Origin of the sequence: Anaerostipes hominis (ex Lee et al. 2021) (assembly GCF_002270485.1) — a bacterium.
Lineage (GTDB): Bacteria > Bacillota > Clostridia > Lachnospirales > Lachnospiraceae > Anaerostipes > Anaerostipes hominis.
The window spans coordinates 21,766-39,806 of the sequence record NZ_NQOG01000015.1; the positions used below are offsets into that span (position 1 = coordinate 21,766).

At 41.1% G+C, this 18,041-nt stretch carries 20 protein-coding genes; 8 read left to right on the forward strand and 12 right to left on the reverse strand.

What is annotated here, in order from left to right:
• Positions 1-5 precede the first annotated feature (5 nt).
• The 4 genes from CI597_RS12695 to CI597_RS12710 all read left to right on the forward strand — a co-directional run bounded on the left by CI597_RS12695 (position 6) and on the right by CI597_RS12710 (position 3,579).
• On the forward strand, positions 6-770 hold the full coding sequence (locus CI597_RS12695; RefSeq protein WP_024729167.1) for a threonine/serine ThrE exporter family protein: 765 nt from the start codon (positions 6-8) through the stop codon (positions 768-770).
• A 101-nt stretch (positions 771-871) separates the two neighbouring features.
• Positions 872-1,312, forward strand: a complete 441-nt coding sequence (locus CI597_RS12700; RefSeq protein ID WP_024729168.1) for a threonine/serine exporter family protein — start codon at positions 872-874, stop codon at positions 1,310-1,312.
• A gap of 12 nt (positions 1,313-1,324) precedes the next feature.
• Entirely contained in the window at positions 1,325-2,584 is a 1,260-nt protein-coding gene (locus CI597_RS12705; RefSeq protein WP_024729169.1) for a Zn-dependent hydrolase, read from the forward strand.
• A 116-nt stretch (positions 2,585-2,700) separates the two neighbouring features.
• Entirely contained in the window at positions 2,701-3,579 is an 879-nt protein-coding gene (locus CI597_RS12710) for a MerR family transcriptional regulator (RefSeq protein ID WP_024729170.1), read from the forward strand.
• Between the two features lie 3 nt (positions 3,580-3,582).
• Here the strand turns inward: CI597_RS12710 and CI597_RS12715 are convergent, their stop codons facing one another.
• Positions 3,583-4,452 carry a MerR family transcriptional regulator gene (locus tag CI597_RS12715; RefSeq protein ID WP_024729171.1) on the reverse strand — a complete coding sequence of 290 codons (870 nt, stop codon included), beginning with the start codon at positions 4,450-4,452 and terminating at the stop codon, positions 3,583-3,585.
• A 294-nt stretch (positions 4,453-4,746) separates the two neighbouring features.
• Between CI597_RS12715 and CI597_RS12720 the strand changes: the two genes are divergently transcribed.
• Entirely contained in the window at positions 4,747-4,971 is a 225-nt protein-coding gene (locus CI597_RS12720; RefSeq protein WP_024729172.1) for a hypothetical protein, read from the forward strand.
• 103 nt (positions 4,972-5,074) lie between these two features.
• On the opposite strand, the gene CI597_RS19515 is transcribed toward CI597_RS12720, so the two are convergent.
• From CI597_RS19515 to CI597_RS12740, 4 genes are all read right to left on the reverse strand, one after another.
• Positions 5,075-5,281, reverse strand: a complete 207-nt coding sequence (locus tag CI597_RS19515) for a bacteriocin-like WGxF protein (RefSeq protein WP_081723922.1) — start codon at positions 5,279-5,281, stop codon at positions 5,075-5,077.
• A gap of 15 nt (positions 5,282-5,296) precedes the next feature.
• Positions 5,297-5,914: an ABC transporter ATP-binding protein gene (locus CI597_RS12730; protein ID WP_024729173.1), complete on the reverse strand. Its 618-nt coding sequence runs from the start codon at positions 5,912-5,914 to the stop codon at positions 5,297-5,299.
• Positions 5,911-8,094, reverse strand: a complete 2,184-nt coding sequence (locus CI597_RS12735) for a hypothetical protein (RefSeq protein WP_024729174.1) — start codon at positions 8,092-8,094, stop codon at positions 5,911-5,913. Before CI597_RS12735 ends, CI597_RS12730 begins: the two co-directional genes overlap by 4 nt.
• A 180-nt stretch (positions 8,095-8,274) precedes the next feature.
• A complete protein-coding gene (locus CI597_RS12740; RefSeq protein WP_024729175.1) occupies positions 8,275-8,706 on the reverse strand; it encodes a hypothetical protein in 432 nt (143 codons plus the stop codon).
• 541 nt (positions 8,707-9,247) lie between these two features.
• On the opposite strand from CI597_RS12740, the gene CI597_RS12745 reads away from it, so the two are divergent.
• The gene (locus tag CI597_RS12745) at positions 9,248-9,472 is read left to right on the forward strand and encodes a hypothetical protein (protein ID WP_024729176.1); all 225 of its coding nucleotides are present in this window, start codon (positions 9,248-9,250) and stop codon (positions 9,470-9,472) included.
• 96 nt (positions 9,473-9,568) lie between these two features.
• On the opposite strand, the gene CI597_RS12750 is transcribed toward CI597_RS12745, so the two are convergent.
• The 7 genes from CI597_RS12750 to CI597_RS12780 are packed head-to-tail and all read right to left on the reverse strand — an operon-like array spanning position 9,569 to position 15,815.
• Positions 9,569-10,708 carry an acyl-CoA dehydrogenase family protein gene (locus CI597_RS12750; protein WP_024729177.1) on the reverse strand — a complete coding sequence of 380 codons (1,140 nt, stop codon included), beginning with the start codon at positions 10,706-10,708 and terminating at the stop codon, positions 9,569-9,571.
• The gene (locus CI597_RS12755) at positions 10,705-11,742 is read right to left on the reverse strand and encodes an electron transfer flavoprotein subunit alpha/FixB family protein (protein WP_024729178.1); all 1,038 of its coding nucleotides are present in this window, start codon (positions 11,740-11,742) and stop codon (positions 10,705-10,707) included. Before CI597_RS12755 ends, CI597_RS12750 begins: the two co-directional genes overlap by 4 nt.
• A gap of 12 nt (positions 11,743-11,754) precedes the next feature.
• Positions 11,755-12,546 (reverse strand): electron transfer flavoprotein subunit beta/FixA family protein, encoded by a 792-nt coding sequence (locus CI597_RS12760; RefSeq protein WP_024729179.1) that lies wholly within the window; start codon positions 12,544-12,546, stop codon positions 11,755-11,757.
• 13 nt (positions 12,547-12,559) lie between these two features.
• The gene (acrC, locus tag CI597_RS12765; RefSeq protein ID WP_024729180.1) at positions 12,560-13,714 is read right to left on the reverse strand and encodes an acryloyl-CoA reductase; all 1,155 of its coding nucleotides are present in this window, start codon (positions 13,712-13,714) and stop codon (positions 12,560-12,562) included.
• Between the two features lie 21 nt (positions 13,715-13,735).
• Positions 13,736-14,914 carry a CaiB/BaiF CoA transferase family protein gene (locus CI597_RS12770; RefSeq protein WP_024729181.1) on the reverse strand — a complete coding sequence of 393 codons (1,179 nt, stop codon included), beginning with the start codon at positions 14,912-14,914 and terminating at the stop codon, positions 13,736-13,738.
• Between the two features lie 16 nt (positions 14,915-14,930).
• Positions 14,931-15,323 (reverse strand): hotdog fold domain-containing protein, encoded by a 393-nt coding sequence (locus CI597_RS12775; protein WP_024729182.1) that lies wholly within the window; start codon positions 15,321-15,323, stop codon positions 14,931-14,933.
• A gap of 45 nt (positions 15,324-15,368) precedes the next feature.
• The gene (locus CI597_RS12780) at positions 15,369-15,815 is read right to left on the reverse strand and encodes a hypothetical protein (RefSeq protein WP_024729183.1); all 447 of its coding nucleotides are present in this window, start codon (positions 15,813-15,815) and stop codon (positions 15,369-15,371) included.
• 772 nt (positions 15,816-16,587) lie between these two features.
• Here CI597_RS12780 and CI597_RS18650 point away from each other — a divergent pair.
• Together CI597_RS18650 and CI597_RS12790 are read left to right on the forward strand one after the other, a co-directional pair.
• Positions 16,588-17,139, forward strand: coding sequence for a DUF2207 family protein (locus CI597_RS18650; RefSeq protein ID WP_024729185.1), 552 nt, complete (start codon positions 16,588-16,590; stop codon positions 17,137-17,139).
• A 214-nt stretch (positions 17,140-17,353) separates the two neighbouring features.
• Positions 17,354-17,956, forward strand: coding sequence for an ECF transporter S component (locus CI597_RS12790; protein WP_024729186.1), 603 nt, complete (start codon positions 17,354-17,356; stop codon positions 17,954-17,956).
• Positions 17,957-18,041 lie beyond the last annotated feature (85 nt).

Consider the following 18,041-nt stretch of genomic DNA (forward strand, 5'->3'; position numbering starts at 1 on the left):
GTACCATGGGCAAGGCAGTGACTAGAAAAGAAGCGGAACAGATGCTTGAAAATGCATTGGAGATCGGCGCACGTATGCTGATCTCCGGTGCAGAGATCAGCCGCGTGGAAGATTCCATCCTTAGAATCTGCACGGCTTATGGATCTGAACGGACTGAGGTGTTTTCTATTACGTATACAATTGTTGCCACTATTTCCTCCAAGAATTTCGGTATCATAACCCAGTCCAGGAGAATCCATGGTTCAGCGTTTAACCTTCAGGAGCTGAAATATCTGAACAACCTGTCCCGGAATGTGTGTGAGAACCTTCCGGACATGGATGAGGTTAGAAGGGATCTGAAACAAATCCATGAACTGCCCAGGTATACCAACCGGCAGGGCATGCTCATTTATGCATTGATATCATCTGCTTTTACCCTGTTTTTCGGAGGGACACTGCTGGATGCTGTGATTTCTGCGGCCATAGGAGTCATGATCAAGGCTGTGGAAATCCCTTTGAAAAACATGAAGATGAACCGGTTTCTGGTCTCATGTCTGTGTTCGCTGGCAGCAGCGGCGCTGGCAGTCATGGCGGCGCGTACAGGCATTGGCTGTTCCTCTGATAAGATCAGTATCGGCAATGTGATGATCCTGATTCCGGGGCTTATGTTCACGAACTGTATCCGGGAGATGATATCCGATAATTTTTTATCCGGCCTGACCCGTTTTGGAGAAGCGGTCCTGCTAAGCCTTTCGATTGCTCTGGGCTTTGCAGCGGTCAGCTGGCTGTGAATTTTTCAGCACTATCTCCGTCCTGCTTTAAAATGCACTCCTCCGATAGTGCTGAAAAACTTTCGCAGGATGCTGCAAGATGAAGTTGAGAGGAGTTTGAGATGAGTGAATTAAATCAAATCGCCGCAGCATTTTTTGGAGCCCTTGGCTTTGCATTTTTATTTAATCTGCATGGGAAAGAGATATTTTATACTTCATTAGGAGGATGTCTTGCGTGGTGTGTATATCTTGCGGCAGGATTTATAGTCCCACAGTACGGAAAACAATATTTTGCAGCGGCATTATTTTTAGGAATTTATGCAGAACTTTTGGCAGTCAGGACAAAGGTACCCGCGACATTATATCTTGCAGTCGGCATGATCCCTCTCATTCCGGGGGCAGCATTGTTTATGATGATGCAGAATGCATTTAAAGCCGACTGGGAACAGTTTGCACAGTACCGGCTCGAAGCGTTTATCACGGGCGCTTCTATAGCCTTTGGAACGATCGTGGCAGCTGTGTGCTGGAACATTTTTAAAAACTATTGGTTCAACAAAAAATAAGGAGGTTCATTTATGTATACATGTGATTTAGGCCGGATGGCGGATAAGATTACAACAATGAGTAAATTTGGAGATGCCGGACACGGAGGCATCACAAGATACTCTCTTTCACCGGAAGCTTTACAGGCAAGAGGAGAATTCGTAAAACGAATGGAAGCCATCGGAGCAGAGATCAAAACAGATGATATGGCAAATGTCTATGCAACTCTCAAAGGTTCTGAGCCTGATCTTCCGAACATCGTTATGGCTTCCCACTGTGATTCAGTAAAGAACGGCGGAAACTATGACGGCATTTTGGGAGTCATGGGAGCGATGGAAGTTCTCGAGACGATTGCGGATCAGGAGATCCCTCATAAACACAACATCACGGCAATGATCTGGACGAACGAGGAAGGTTCTTTATATCCGCCGGCTATGATGTCTTCCGGGGTTATCTGCAACGATTATCTCCCGGATGATATTAAGAAAAATTTCCTCCATGAAAATATGCTGGCGTCTAAATCAGTTCTCGAACCTGAAAAAACATTCGGCGAGGCGTTAGAGGCATCCGGTTATAAAGGAGCAAGAGAAAACCGCCTGAACAACAAGGATTATATGGCAATGTTTGAGCTGCATATTGAACAGGGCCCGATCTTAGAGGCAGCTAATAAAGACATTGGTGTCGTTACCTGTGTTCTCGGAATGATCAACTACAAGATCAAGGTTTACGGACAGTCAGACCATGCCGGAACCACACCGATGCAATACCGCCAGGATGCGTTATATGGGGCGGCAAAGGTTCTCCAGTATCTCCATGATGAATTGGATAAGCTGGACCCTGAATTAGTTTATACAACCGGAGAAATCTACTGTCATCCGAATGTACATACTGTTATTCCTGATTATGTAGAATTCTCTATCGATGCAAGACATGAGAAACCAGAAGTGATTGAACAGGTTGTCAATGTCATCAAGTCTATGCCGAAGGAAGTAGTAAAATGTAAAGTAGACTACGAAGTAGCATGGACAAGAGACACGGTTTACTATGACAAAGAACTGGTTGGTTATGTACAGGAAGCAGTCGATGAACTTGGCTACTCCAACCAGAAAATCAATTCCGGAGCAGGACATGATGCACAGTTTGCGGCATATATGATGCCCACCACTATGGTATTTGTTCCGTCAAAGGACGGACATTCTCACTGTGAACCGGAATATACATCCCCGGAACAGTGTACTCAGGGAGCATCTGTACTCCTGAATGCAGTTCTCAAATGTGATGCCGGCAAGTAGGTAACATCGTTTTCCTTTACGTTAAAATAAGCAAAAAGAACGCTGTGGATTTCAGCGTTCTTTTTGCCGCTATATTCTGGTATAATAGCATTGGCATTTAAAATGTACTGAGGGAGGTGTTTCTTATTTTTATCGACAAGCCTTATTACAGCATAGGGGAACTTTCGGCGATCTGCGATATTCCGCAGAAGACATTGAGATATTATGACGAGATCGGCCTGTTTACTCCGGACCGCAGAAACGAGGAAACCCATTACCGCCTTTATTCAAAGGGGCAGATCATTACCGTCGTCATCATTAAGAATTTGAAACAAATGGGGTTTTCACTGAAGGAGATCAAAGAGATCGTCTCTGAAAATGAAGCCAAGGCGTTAGAAAAGAATATGCTGAAAAAGCTGCAGTCTATGAAGCAGGAGATCGAAGACAGTATCAACCGTTATACGGAATACTGCTATTTTCTTAAAAAAATACAGAGTGGAATTGATATATTGGAAGAACTGTCTGACAGCTGTTCTGACGAGATGAAGATTTCCGTAGAATTTATCCCGGAGATCAATCTCTTATATGATCGCCGTATCATGAAAGATTATGATTATTCTGAGATTTCCCTTGAACGGTGGCTTGGAATCACGGATAAAGCAAAGACAATGAACTGTAAAATCACAGGGCCAGTATATGTCACTTTTTATGACAGTAATATACTGAATAAATTTCTGTCCCAGGACTCTGAGATCGAATTTGCCGTCCAGGTAGAGGAATCAAAGCCCGCTGAACATATACGGCCTTTTGGAGGGATGCTGGCTGCCACAGTCATTCATATCGGAAACTATGAAGAAATTTCAAGCACCTACATACATCTCATCAAGTGGATCAAAAAACATAACTATAAAACGGTTGGGCCGGCTACCGAAGAGTTCATCCTTTCACCTCTGGATGTGAATGATGAAACCAGAAGGGTTACCAAGATCATCATACCCGTAGAAAAGGATTCCTGAAAATTACTTTGTGACAGGGATGATGATTTTAGTAACATGTTCATTTTCATTTCGCAGGTCCACAGGGGAAATGATAAATTCTTCTGAAACCGGACCTGCAACCTTGTAATGATTTTGATTGATCCACTGAATGATTTTGATGTGGGATTTGATAACATCGCTGTACGGTCCAACATGAAAAGCGGTAGCTGCAAGAAAGCCGCCGAACTTTCGGACATGTTTGGAACCGCTTTCTTCTACCTGAATGCCGAACTCAATATCACAGTCTTTAGAAAGAAACTGGTCCAGCAGATCCGTGTAATAGGTGACTGTTATCGGGCCGCATACCTTAAGGCCGTGTCTTGAGACTTCATCGTTGATCTCTACCCACCGCTCAAGGGAGACCTCGTCATTGTGATAAGACTGCATGATCCTGCGGGAGTGATAAAGATTTACTTCAGGCACTTCTTTGACCGTGATCGCATCCATCTCACCGGCCTGGATCTTTTTCAGATCATCATCATAGAGATGAAGGATCTGGGCACCTTCTTTTAATCTCTGTAAAAACTGCTCCCCCTCAAAGTATTTCTGATTCAGAGCTTCAATTTCCTTTTTTATACATACCAGTTTGTCTTCAATTTTCTGTTCCAGGTTCCGGACCTGGTTTGCAGAAACAATTTCTTTAATTTCCTTAATCGAAAAACCGAGCATGCGCAGTTTCCGGATGATAGAGATGGTTACCATCTGATCTTTGCTGTAATAGCGGTATTTGCTCTCCTCTTTCCGGACCTCCGGAACTACCAGCTTGATCTCGTCATAGTAACGAAGCGTCTTAATCGAAGTATTGCAGGTGGCTGCCACTTCCCCGATAGAATAGTAATGATTCCTGTCCAAAATTTTGTCCCTCCACAAATTTCAACCTTTAAAAATATTATACCTTATTGCGCAAGGCACGTCTATTTGAACGGTTTAAAATTTAGTTTTCAAGAAAACAATTCTCAATTTGTCCACAATGCCCATGTGCCATAAAGTAGAATATAGGTATCAAGATAATATTTATTAAAAAATAACCGATTTAGCTAGTATAATCTTTATAAGATATAGATAAACAATAAATAACATGGTATTATTTGTATAACTAAGACATTTATCGCAGCACAAAATGATAATGAAATTGAAATTGTAGATATGAAGCTTGAGAAAGAAGCGGATTTGTTTGCGGTACGTTCCTTAATATCAGAAGATGATTATAATGAATTTATAAGTGAGTCCAATTTTACCAGGCAAAGTATACTGGACTTTGCTGGTCAAATGGGGATTCATCCTGGTATTGTAGTGGGGCGATTACAGCATGACAGATTTGTGGATTTTAGATCACTGAATGATTTAAGAGTAAGATATCAGATTCAATAGACTGATGGTACAAAGAGTAAAGTATACGTTGTCTCCCACATTGTCTTGCTCCCAATGCCGGCAGACAGCAAGGCCTTGGGAGCATTTCAAAATTTGAATTCTTTTAATGCTTACGATATGACTCTGTCGTTTTCATAAAGGCAATGTAGTTAACAATCAGATTCAAGAAAAAGAAGATAAGAATAAAGCTTCCCCAATATATGAAAAGGCTGTCATAGCTCAAATTAAAACTTCGGTAAATAACCTTATGGATACCCACTGTTAATAATATTAAAATGCAATTAATAAAGGACAATGTAACTTTTTTCATTTTCAAATTCCTTTCTCACAAGTGAAGAATTCTGTCAGCGCTTTTTGCCATTTCCATATCATGTGTAACACACACGATAGTCTTGCCCATTTCTTTCATCTGCAAAAACAGTTCAATGATTTTTTTCTTATTATCCTCATCCAGATTCCCCGTAGGTTCGTCAGCTAATATAATCTCACAGGGTTTTAACATTACCCGTGCAAGTGCGATTCGCTGCTGTTCTCCACCGCTCAATTCAAACACTTTTTGATTTTTGCACTCTGTATTCAGACCAACCTTTTGCAAAATTTTATCTGCCGTTTTTTTTGAAAAATCTTTGCTGTAGGGCTTTGACAGGAGCAGATTTTCCATCACAGTCTCATTTTCTATGAGGGCATAATTTTGGAATACATATCCGAGAATGTATCTGCGGAAATATTGAAGATCCTTACCCGATATTCTGCTTTTTTCTTTGATCTGAACCGTTCCTGTATCAGGAGTATCCAATAGTCCGATTAAATTTAAGATTGTAGTTTTTCCTGATCCGCTTGGTCCCATAATGGAGACAAATTCATGCTCCTTTATGTCCATGGAAAAATCTTTGAGTACTTGATGATTTCCAAATGCCTTATCAATATGTTGAAGCGATATCATAGCTGCTCTCCTTTCAAAGTCATTAAGACTCCTTTTTTATTTAAATATTTATATTCTATTCTCAGTACGATTCCCTGCAAAAATATTGAGGCGGCAGGATACAGGAGAATGACATAGCTCCGATTAATAAGAAATATGATTAGTCCCGCCAGAATATCAATCATGAGGAATGAGACAGCAAGTTCTTTCACACTTTGCCAGAAGGAATATCCAAACAGAAATTCCAGGCTCATCCGGTACAACTTTGAATTAAAATAGCACCATATCGCACTGGTTAGAAAAATAAGACCACAAATTCCAGCCGTGATCAGCGTGATTACCTGCTGAAACAATGCATTGTGGATTCTCACAAGTGCTGAACTTGCCTCCCCATAGACATTCTTAACACTATCTACCCCTGTTGATTTCAGATGTTTGACAATAGGAGCAATTTTTTGATATGCATCTCCTTTTGAATGATCTTCCATAAACAAATAAGTATTATACATTGATGCAATATTAGAGGAATCTATCACATTTGTATATACGATGGCAATAGGGTCGGTCACCTGATTCTTTTCGTTTCCTGTGCCGGCACAATAAGTAAAATATGTTTGGTTCGGCTTTGTATAGATAATGTGAACAGATAACTGTTTTTTGGGAGTCTTATTAAGAGTCTTTTTCATTGCCTTTCGATAAATATTGTCTACATCTACTTTTTGAAAATAAAAATAATCTTTATATTCTTTTAAAATATCTTTCTCGTATTTCTTATAGTTTAAAGGTACCAACACGTTTAACGTATTTTTATTGTAAATCATTTGATCTTGAATGGAAATTCCATTTGTGGTCCTGATCGGATTTCGTTTTAAGTAATTTAAATCAACAGTAATGCGTTTTCCATAGGGAGAGCAGACAGCCTCCTTTTCAGACATTCCATCTTCGTAAGCGTAAACTTTTTTTCCACCGCTTTTGGCTGATACTGCAAAATTATCTGATTCGATCATAAAAACTCCGGCCTGATTTTTGGCTGTCTCATAAAATCTCGACAGTTTATCATTTGTCTTTCTCTCAGGAACCAGATCATGCCAAACCGCAGGATTATACTCTGAGTACTCAATCTTAAATATGCTTTTTGACTGATTCCAGAATTCCAGCCCCTGTTTCTTTTCCTCTAGTCTTTGGTAATTTAGTGATGTCAGATTTACCATATAAAAGATGCCCAGCATAGCAGCCGCAAGCAGAGACAATGAAATCCATTTGGCATTTCCAAAAATTCTTTTTCCTTTCACTTGCGACGCAGACAATTCCAAGCATGTTACAACATAAAAAGCAGCCAGATTGATAAGGCTTATGGCAGCAAATATGAAAATGTTAATGGTTAATGCAGCCAAAAAATATTTTATAAAATTGGAGGGACCTTCGGTTCTGTAACATGCCCCGATCCATAAAAATATTTGGGTGGCCCAGATTCCAGCCAGCAGTTTCATAAACTGTATCTGCAATTGACAGAACATCTGTTTTTTAGAATATCCCCAAAGCCTCATGAGGGCAAACTTTTTTGTATTGGAAATCATAAACACAAGAATGCCGGCAATATAAAGCACAAACGCTAAAACTACGATAGATAACATAGAAAAATTCAACAGTTTCAGACTGTCTGCATAGGAAGGATGTATGTCGATTTTTCCATAAACCGAAAACTCTTTCAAAAAAGTTTTTCTTGATTTCTCAGTCATGTTATGAAAATAAAAGGTATCCCCCAAGCCCACGTTTTTAACATCTTGAAACCGATAGACATGAATGTTCCACTTTGTAAAAGGAAACCAGAATGTTCCGGATACTTTGTTTTTATTCCCCTTTTTGTTAGACAAGAATTGTCCCGTCATGGGAAAACTCCCGGTTTTCAACTTTTTTTGTGTGTGAAACATTTCATCAGTGGCATAAACATTCAAATCTGTTTCACTCATGAATTCATACTGCATAACGCCTGTATGAGTATGTTGGGAAAAATCAATCATAGCCTGACGCATATCTTTTGTGTCCGCAGCAGTCCGGTCCGATGTATGATAGTATTCAAAAACTGCTGTCTTTTTATGAAAAAGCTCCTCGGCAAAGCGATAATTATTAAATAGATGAAATCCAAAAATATTTGTGATAGTGATGGTCAGTGCAAGCAGTAAATACATAATCTTTTTCATAATTTAGATTCCTTACAAGAGATATTAATAGAGCCACATACTAAGGCATTCTCCACATGATTTCCGTTCGGCTCTTAGAATGCCTCTCTCCAATCATGCAGAAAATGCCTTTTTAATATTTCAGACAGATAATTATGAGCAGATAATTGCTAAATATATTTTATCCTAGTCTCTAATTAATTATCTTGTACTCCATTTTGCTTTGTTGCCTGTTAAGGTTGAGTAAATCCATTTATGCGCTCTTTTTCCTTTTACAGTCCAAGAACTGGAATAGTATTTACTTGAATTGGAATTTTTTAAGGATACTCGATGTTGATAATAATTATTGTCAAAATAGCCATGTAATTTTTCTGGCTCCCACTCTACCCAGAAATATCCTTTTCTGGCGTTTGGTTTTTTTGGTCTTGATCTGAGCATACTTTGTTTATCGGAAGCATCTTTTTTCACACCATAGATTATCTGAGATGTACTTGGCTTTGAACCTTGCATATATTCGTCCAAATTAATTTCCTGTTCTGTATCGTTATTAAATGTATTAGCAAAAACACCAATTCCCGTGACACAGAAGCAAGTACATAAAATAAGTGCAGTAATAAATAATTTTTTTTTCATAGTTGGCTCTCCTTGATTAAAGTTAAAATTATTCATATTATATAATATTATTGCCTGTAAAAAAATTCTAGAATTGTAGAGTATAATACACATTTTTTTAAATCGTGTCAATATTGAATATATAAAAATATGGTAAATATTTTAGAAGCGTAAATAGAATATTTAAATTCCATCCCTGTAACATCCCCTATGGAAGTTATCCTTGCAATTTTTAGTATATTCTTATCTTGTGATGCTGGTATTGATTGGAGATTCTCATTATGAACAAATATAAACACTTAACCCTGCAAGAACGTTCTACTATTAAACTTTTGTTGGATGCGTTCTCTTCCTTTAAAGTGGAACGTTCCTTTTTTATTTCAACATTAAATTACTTTTTGAATAATAAATATTGCGATAGGAGAAAAATACAATTAAAATGAGAATACATAGAGTAATTAGAGATGAACGAGCATTATGATAAAAAAGTTCTACCTAAAAGGTTATTTTATTTTTACTGGTTTGTTGTGGTACTATAAAATAAAAAAGAAGGTATTTGAAAATGATTCAATTATATAGAAATAACAAAATAAATTTAGATTTTCCTATGCCGACCGTGCTGAAAAAACTAATCAAGGAAGCAGATGCATATTATGAAAAAGATGACTGGTTCTGGTATGATATTCGGGTATCAGAGATAGAGTCTACAACCAAACAATATTTGTTATGCGGGCTCATCACACAAGGGATGTTTCAAAAGATATGGAAGCGATATGGAATCAGCTAGACAAATTTCTTAAACCATTGTCTAGGCAAATACATAAGACAGTAAAATCTAAATGACCCGGCAGACAGCCGGGCCTTTGACTCTTATTTCTTTGATTCAGCGGAACAAACTGCCGCTGATCACAAGCTTCTGAATTTCATTGGTGCCTTCATAGATCTGTGTGATCTTGGCATCTCTCATCATGCGCTCTACATGGTATTCTTTCATGTAACCGTTGCCTCCGAGCATCTGTACGGCTTCCTGTGAAACCTGCATAGCCGCATCGGTACATACCATTTTTGCTTTAGCCGCAGAGATAGAGTAACTGCGTCCTTCCTGTTTATCCATAGCAGCTTTATAAAGCATATACTGTGCCTGTTCAATCTGTACAGAGAGTTCCGCCATTTTAAACGTCAAATACTGATTTTTAAACAGTGGTTTTCCAAACTGCTGGCGGTCTTTCAGGTACTGGAGAGCGATGTCATAAGCGCCCTTTGCAATTCCAAGACCCTGGGCAGCAACACCGATTCTTCCGCCGTCCAAGTCTTTCATGGCAACAGCAAATCCCCTGCCTTCCTCACCTACCATATTTTCTTTTGGAACTCTTACATTTTCAAAGATAATCTCTGAAACCTGAGCACTTCTGATCCCACATTTGTTTTCGATCGTGCCGACAGAAACTCCCGGCATAGCTTTTTCTACGACAAAAGCAGATAATCCTTTTGTTTTCTTTTCCGGATCTGTCAGGGCAAATACAAGGAAGTAGTCAGCCAGAGGTCCGTTTGTGATAAAACATTTCAGACCGTTCAGAACATAAGCTTCGCCGTCCCAGAGAGCGGTTGTCTTACATCCGGCAGCGTCAGAACCTGCTTCCGGCTCAGTAAGACAGAAAGCACCCATCTTTTTACCGGACAGGACATCCGGAAGATATTTCTTTTTGAGCTCTTCGCTGGCAGAGTTGATCAGACCGCCGGAGAAGAGGGAAGTACATACAGAATAAGCAATTCCTACGGAAGAGTTTACTTTGGAGATTTCTTCTACAGCTAATACATAAGAGAGATAGTCGGCTCCCTGTCCGCCGTATTCTTTTGGAAATGGAAGACCGATCAGGCCCATCTGTCCCATTTTTGCATAGGCTTTTTCAGGGAATTTCCCTTCTTCATCATCTTTTAATACAGTTGGAAGCAATTCAGTCTGAGCCAGTTGTCTTGTAATATTCTGAATGGATAACTGCTGGTCGGTTAATTGAAAATTCATATTGAAACCTCTTTCTGTGTGAGCTTGGCAATCATTGCCGGAATCACATCATTTAAATCTCCTACAATCCCATAATCACAGATGCCGAAGATCGGCGCTTCTGGGTCTTTATTAATTGCAACAATATATTTTGATTCATTCATTCCTGCCAGATGCTGGATTGCGCCTGAGATACCACAGGCGATATAAATATCCGGACGTACCGTGGTTCCTGTCTGTCCTACCTGATGGGAAGCATCGATCCATCCAGCCTCTACACAAGCTCTGGAAGATCCAACTTCCGCACCGAGGACATCAGCTAACTCTTGAATCAAATGGAATCCCTCTGCGGATTTCAATCCCCGGCCTCCGGATACGATGATCCGCGCGTCTGTCAGATTGACCTGTTTCTTTTCTTTTTTAATAATTTCTACAAGCTTTGCTCTGATATCATTTTCTGAGAGATCCGGAATAAAAGTTTCCATTGTTCCGGCAGCCGTTTCCTGATGGATGGCTTTCTCCATGACGCCGGGTCTTACCGTAGACATCTGCGGCCGGTTCTTTGGGCAGACAATGGTGGCCATAAGGTTCCCTCCGAATGCAGGCCTTGTCTGAAGAATTTTTCCGTCTTCTGCGTCAATCTCAAGTTTTGTACAGTCTGCGGTAAGCCCTGTTCCAAGCCGGGCAGCAATCCTTGGTCCGATATCGCGGCCGATCGAGGTTGCGCCTACCAGAACAATCTCGGGTTTCTTTTCCTGGATCAGCTGTACAAAAGCGGAAGTATAGCCGTCGGTTGAAAAGCTTGCAAGGAGCGGATGTGACATATAGTAAACGACATCAGCGCCATAGTGAAGAAGCTTTTCAACTTCTGATTCAATTTTGTAACCTGGTATTACAACAGCAAGTTTTTTCTTAAGCTGATCGGCCAGCTTGCGGCCTTCTCCCATCAGTTCGATCGTAACGGGCTGTATGTTCCCTTCCCGTTGTTCTCCAAGGACCCAGACATCTTCATATGCACTCAGGTCGATTCCCTGGTTTACTTTTGCTCGTTCCATTTTCTGTCCTCCTTAAATCAAATTTGCCTGCAGAAGCTTCTCAATGAGGGTTTCCGCTTTGTCTGAATCCGTTCTTCCTTCGATGATCTCACTTTGTTTCGATTTAACAGGGACAAAGGAACGGTAAACATTGGTGGGAGAACCTTTTAGTCCGATCTGAGTCTGATCTACATCCAGATCAGAAAGACCTAACATCTTGATTTCTACATCTCCGTCATAAGCTCTGAAAATTCCCTGTACGGTCGGGAATCTTGGCTCGTTCAGTTCCTTGATGGCAGTCAGGAGTACCGGCAGTTTAGTGCGGATCTTATAGTCTCCTGTTTCCGTAAATCTTGTTACATTCAGAGCGTCTCCATCGCACTCGATATGTTTTGCATAGGTGATCTGTGGAATGCCAAGAAATTCAGCGATTTCAGGTCCTACCTGTGCGGTATCACCGTCAATGGCCTGTCTTCCGCATAGGATCAGGTCATAATCTCCGATTTTTTCAATGGCTGCCGCAAGGATTGTGGCAGTAGCCCATGTGTCAGATCCTCCGAATGCCCGATCGCTCACCAGATATGCATGGTCTGCTCCCATTGCAATCGCTTCTTTTAATGCATCTGCAGCCTGAGGAGGTCCCATACTTACGACGGAAACTTCGGCTCCTGTTTCTTCTTTCAGGACAAAGGCAGCCTCCAATGCATTTTTATCATCCGGATTGATAATGCTTGGGACTCCTTCCCGGATCAGTGTCCCGGTCTCCTGGTTGATCCGGACTTCGTTGGTATCCGGAACCTGCTTTACGCATACAATGATCTTCATGCTTTCCCTCCCATTACTTTCCGTTAGAATTTAAAACGGCTCTTGAGATCACGACCTTGTGGATCTCAGAAGTACCTTCATAGATTTCAGTGATTTTGGCGTCTCTGTACATGCGTTCTAAAGGATAGTCTTTCATATAGCCATAGCCGCCATGGATCTGAAGGGCAAGATTCGTAACAAATCTTGCATTTTCAGAAGCGTTTAATTTTGCGATGGCAGCTTCTTTTGTGTGTGGCTGGCCAGTGCTTTTTAAATAAGCGGCATAGTAGATCATCCATTTTGCACACTCGGTTTTTGTGGCCATATCTGCAATATACCACTGAAGACCCTGAAGAGCTTTGATCGGGTTTCCGAACTGAACCCTCTCGTTCATATACTTGACACTCTCATCAAGCGCACCTTCTGCGATTCCCAGCGCCTGTGCTGCAACACCGATTCTGGCGCCGTCCAGAGCATTCATGGCCATCTTGAATCCGGCGCCTTCTTTGCCTACAAGATTTTCTTTTGGAACACGGCACTGGTCAAAGATTAATTCTGCGGTTTCTGAACCGTGGATTCCCATTTTGTTCTCAATCTTACCGACAGAGAATCCTGGTGTTCCCTTTTCTACTAAAATACAAGATAATCCTTTGACTCCTTTGGATGGGTCGGTCAGAGCAAAAATAAGAAGATATTTTGCCTGGCCTCCGCCGGAAATAAAGCATTTTGTACCATTTAAGACATATTCTCCAGTTTCCTCATCAAAAACAGCCGTTGTCCTTACCGCAGCGGCATCGGAGCCGGCATTGGGTTCTGTCAGCGCAAAAGCTGCAAGGTGTCCGCCGGATGTCACTTCCGGTAAATATTTTTTCTTTTGTTCCTCACTGCCGAACTTTAAAAGTACAGAAGCAAAGATGGTGTGAATAGACAGAATACCTGCCGTGGCTGCACATTTTTTTGCAAGTTCTGTGACTGTGATCACCTTATCAATGTCATTGCCTCCGCTTCCGCCGTATTCTTCCGGAGTCCCGATTCCAGTAAGACCGAGCCTTGCCATCTGCTCAAATGTATCTCTCGGAAAGATCCCGGTCTGATCCACATCTTCGGCCCGGGGCCCTACCACTTTTTCAGCAAATTCACGAACTGTCTTTTTCAGCATTTCCTGTCCGTCTGTCAGTTTAAAATCCATTTTTACCTCCCGCTCTCCTAATTACATTACGCCTTCGGCTTTTAGTGATTCCAGCTCCTCATCCGTGAGACCAAACACTTCTTTGTTATGCTGTCCCAACAGAGGAGCAGGAGTGTCTACACTGCCTGGAGTCTCAGTCAATTTGATCGGACAACCCTGGAAATACATTTCTCCGATGGTCGGATGATCCATGTGAACCATCATCTCTCTCGCCTGGAAATGCGGATGGTCGATGGCTTCCTGCATATCCAGTACAGGACCGCATGGGATACCGGCTTTGTCAAACAGAGCTTCGATCTCTTTTTTTCCTTTGGAGGAAGCCCATTCACTTATGAGCTGCTGCAGACCATCTTTGTAGTTTTTGCATCTCAGATCATTTGTCTTATAACGCGGATCATCGAGCAGGTCTTCCCGGCCGATGGTCTCACAGAAAGTTTTAAACAGGCGGTCGTTGCCCACACCAATCGCAATATATCCATCTTTGGCTTCATAGATATCAAATGGAGCGATCGAAGGGTCGATATTTCCCTGACGCTGAGGGATCACACCATCCATAGTCGTCGTAACAATGGCGTTTTCCAGCAGACTGAAAATGGTGTCTGCCATAGCAACATCTACCTGCTGTCCCTGTCCGGTGCGTTCTCTGTTAAACAGTGCCATCAGGACGCCTACACACAGATAGATTCCGGTCACATTGTCAGCGATAGAAGGCCCTACTTTGGTAGGAGGAGAGTCCGGGAATCCCGTCATGTTTACCATTCCTCCCATAGACTGGGCAACAATATCGTAACAAGGACGGTTAGACAGCGGACCGTACTGTCCGAAGCCGGAACCGGAAGCATATACGAGGCTCGGATTGATCTTTTTTAATGTTTCATAATCTACTTTTAATTTTTTGGATACACCGGCCCGGAAATTTTCAACGACCACATCGGCATCTTTAACTAAATCATAAAAGATTTGTCTGGCCTTGTCGTTTTTAAGATTCAGGGTGACCCCTTTTTTATTACGATTTAAGAATGCATAAAACCCGCTTTCACCACTTTTTTCATCGATCGGTCCCCAGCTTCTGCACTGGTCTCCCTGGATAGGCTCAAATTTTATGACATCGGCTCCGTTGTCTGCCAGCAGGGTCGTGCAGAACGGTCCGTTATATGCATGTGTCAGATCCAGAACTTTAACGCCTTCTAATGCTTTCATGTACTCCTCCTTTTATCTAAGCTTTCATTTTATGTTCCGGAATTTCATAAACAAAGAATGCCTCGGTTGAGATCTCCGGATCGCTGAGCATATCAATAGAACTTTCAAATTCAGGTTCTTCAGGAATTTGGGCCACTTTAAAAGAACGGCACTGAATGTAGACTTTATTTCCTTCAGTTTTTGTGACTCTTGCGATGAATTCCATATAATCCCCGGCAAAGACAGGGTTATATAAACGGATCTTTTCCACAAGGCAGCATCTTCCTGTATTGCCGCATACTTTTGCCATTAAGCGGTCTGCGGTATCACCCATATAAGTAATGGAGCGTGCGCCGTTTACTACACCTCCGCCATAAAATTCATCTCTGCTTGACATTCTGTATCTCATTGTTACTGTCTGTTCGCTCATATCAAAACCTCCTTGATTTGTTTATATCTATCCTAATATGTAATATTAATCGATTGCTTTCCATGGATCTTTGACCGTTCCATCCGGCTGTACTCCCCGCTGAAGTTGTTTTTTAACTACGAGGATAACGTTTCCTTCTGTGATCAGCTTAGGTTCATCAAAATAGTACATATCTCCATCCTTAGCGCCTTCGATTCTGAGTCTCTTTGCAGGAGTAGCCACTTTAAAAGTCTGGATCAGGCAGGTCCTTGATGTGTTTCCTACTTTGACCATAGTTGCCTTAAAGTTCAGCTGGTCTCCCACGTAAGCATCTTCCATGAATTTCACATCGTTATAACCGAGGCAGAGGGATTCGTCCCCATCATTTAAAATCATCAGTTCTGTCTCTACATCGCCGATGAAATCAAACTGTCTGCCAACCGGGATTACACCTTCCGGATTATTGGCATCTGCTGTAGTCATTTTGTAGCTTAAAAATGCTTCTGTTCTCATAATTTCTTACCTCCTGTGGCTGTTTAATTTCTGCTCTTGACTTTACTTTAATGCATCCGGCAAATGCATAGTCAATGGCTATTTTAGAAATGGCGGGGGACTTTTTTAGGTAAAAGAAAACAACTGTCCTGTGGGGGAGGGTTGATTTTAATGATAATTATCAGAGATCTTATGAAACGGTAAGAACTTTTTGCTTCCATGGTTACGTTTTACATGTGGATATACATTAAGGAGGGATAAAAATAGGGAAGACTTTTGTCTGAAGAAATTATCAGATATAGGCAAATGAGTATGGAAATAGTATAATGACATTAGTTGTAAAAATGACACACAAAGTTTGAGACAGGGGGCAGCAAATGAAAAAGTATATAGTCAGTATTGGCTTGCTTGTATTTTTCGAGACGGATGTTACATTGAAAACAGATGGGAGTTATTTTATAACCGAAGGAATTTAGGTGGATTTTCTTAAACCCAGGCACGGTATTTATCGGAACATACCGGTTCGCGGAATGCAGTCTTATAAAGATAAAGAGAATAAGGAGCATAAACTTTTATATTATGCTGATTTGAAATTAGATGTAAATAATATCAATACATATGCATCGTATGCTAAAAAGAATGGAAATTTTGTACTAAACTGGGTAATGAAAAGACAAAAGTAAACAGTGGAAATATTCTATTCCAAAAGGAAGTCGGTTTACGATACATTTCCCGAAAAAAATAAGATCTTCACAGATTAAATTTTACACAGGAGGAACCATTTCTTTCGACGATGAATGTTCCGGAGCGAATGACAGGGGCAGTAGAAGCAACAGAAGAAAAATTAAAGAATTATTATCAGGATATGATTTATACAGAAGGGTCCAGAGTGGCAAGATTCATCAGCAGTATTCTGACCATGATACCAATAGCAGCATTTATGATATGTAGTACACAGTACGGGATATTAAGTGAAGATGAGCAGCACTATGAAATGTATATGTTTGCTGCAGTGTGTATTGGCTTTTTTATTATATTGCATGTTACAGATCACTGGTATTCTTTGTCTTTGGAAGACAGAAAAAGAGATCTGATTACTGCAGGTATTTTATTGACCGCATATATGAAAAAAAGAACGAAGCAATGTGTTGAGTGGATGGGATATCTTGTCGGGCTAAGAGATTTCATAGAAAATGCAGAACTGGACCGAATGAAAGCTCTGGGTGAACAGTTTCCGAATCTATTCTATCATATATTTCCTTATGCTTATGTATTTGGTCTGTCAGAAATCTACGCAGATAAGCTGGAGAAGCTGAATGTGGAAATGCCGGTTTGGAAGCGCTGAAGGGGATTACATATTCAGGGCTCAATATATGAAAGACTTTCATCAGGATTTTAATACATCGATTAACATAGACAGTTCTTCAGGTTCCGGAGGAGGTTTCGGAGGAGGCGGCAGCCGGTGAGATCGGTGTGGCAAAAGGAGTGTTTTTCCAAAAGAACTTGTAGAATCCTGTAACGGCATGGTAATATAAAGGGAAATACAGGAGGTTGAAAAAGTGGGAAACAAAAAAGTTCTCAGAATGGTGCAGATTGCTCTGTTCATAGCCATCATTTTTATTATGACATTTACACCGCTTGGATATTTACGACTTGGGATACTGGAAATATCGCTCCTTACGATCCCGGTAGGGGTGGGAGCCATGATTTTTTCACCGGCAGCCGGAGCAGTGCTGGGACTGTCATTCGGACTTATCAGTTTTGCAAGATTTTTTGGGATGAATCCATTCGGGGCAGTCCTGGTTGGGATCAATCCGTTTTATGCCTTTTTGGTGGCAGTGCCTACAAGGACGCTTATGGGATTTTTGACAGGAGTGATCTTTAAGGCGCTGAGCAGAGGCAAAAGCGCTAAGACTGCCCGCTATTATATCGGAGGTTTTTGTGCGCCGTTTCTAAACACCGTATTTTTTATGGGTGTCATGGTACTGTGCTACTGGAATACAGAATACTTCCAGAACCTCAATTCTACCATGGGCAATCTGAATCCGCTGATGTTTATCTGTGCATTTGTGGGAGTCAATGCAGTGGTCGAAATTCTGGCAGGGTCTGTCGTCGGAGGCACAGTCGCGAAGATCCTTCATAAGGCACTGAAAAATACTTAGGCAGCATGCAGAGTGAAAAGCAAGAACAGCAAGACAAAAACAGGTTCCGCTGGTTGGACGGAACCTGTTTTTATATTTAATGAAA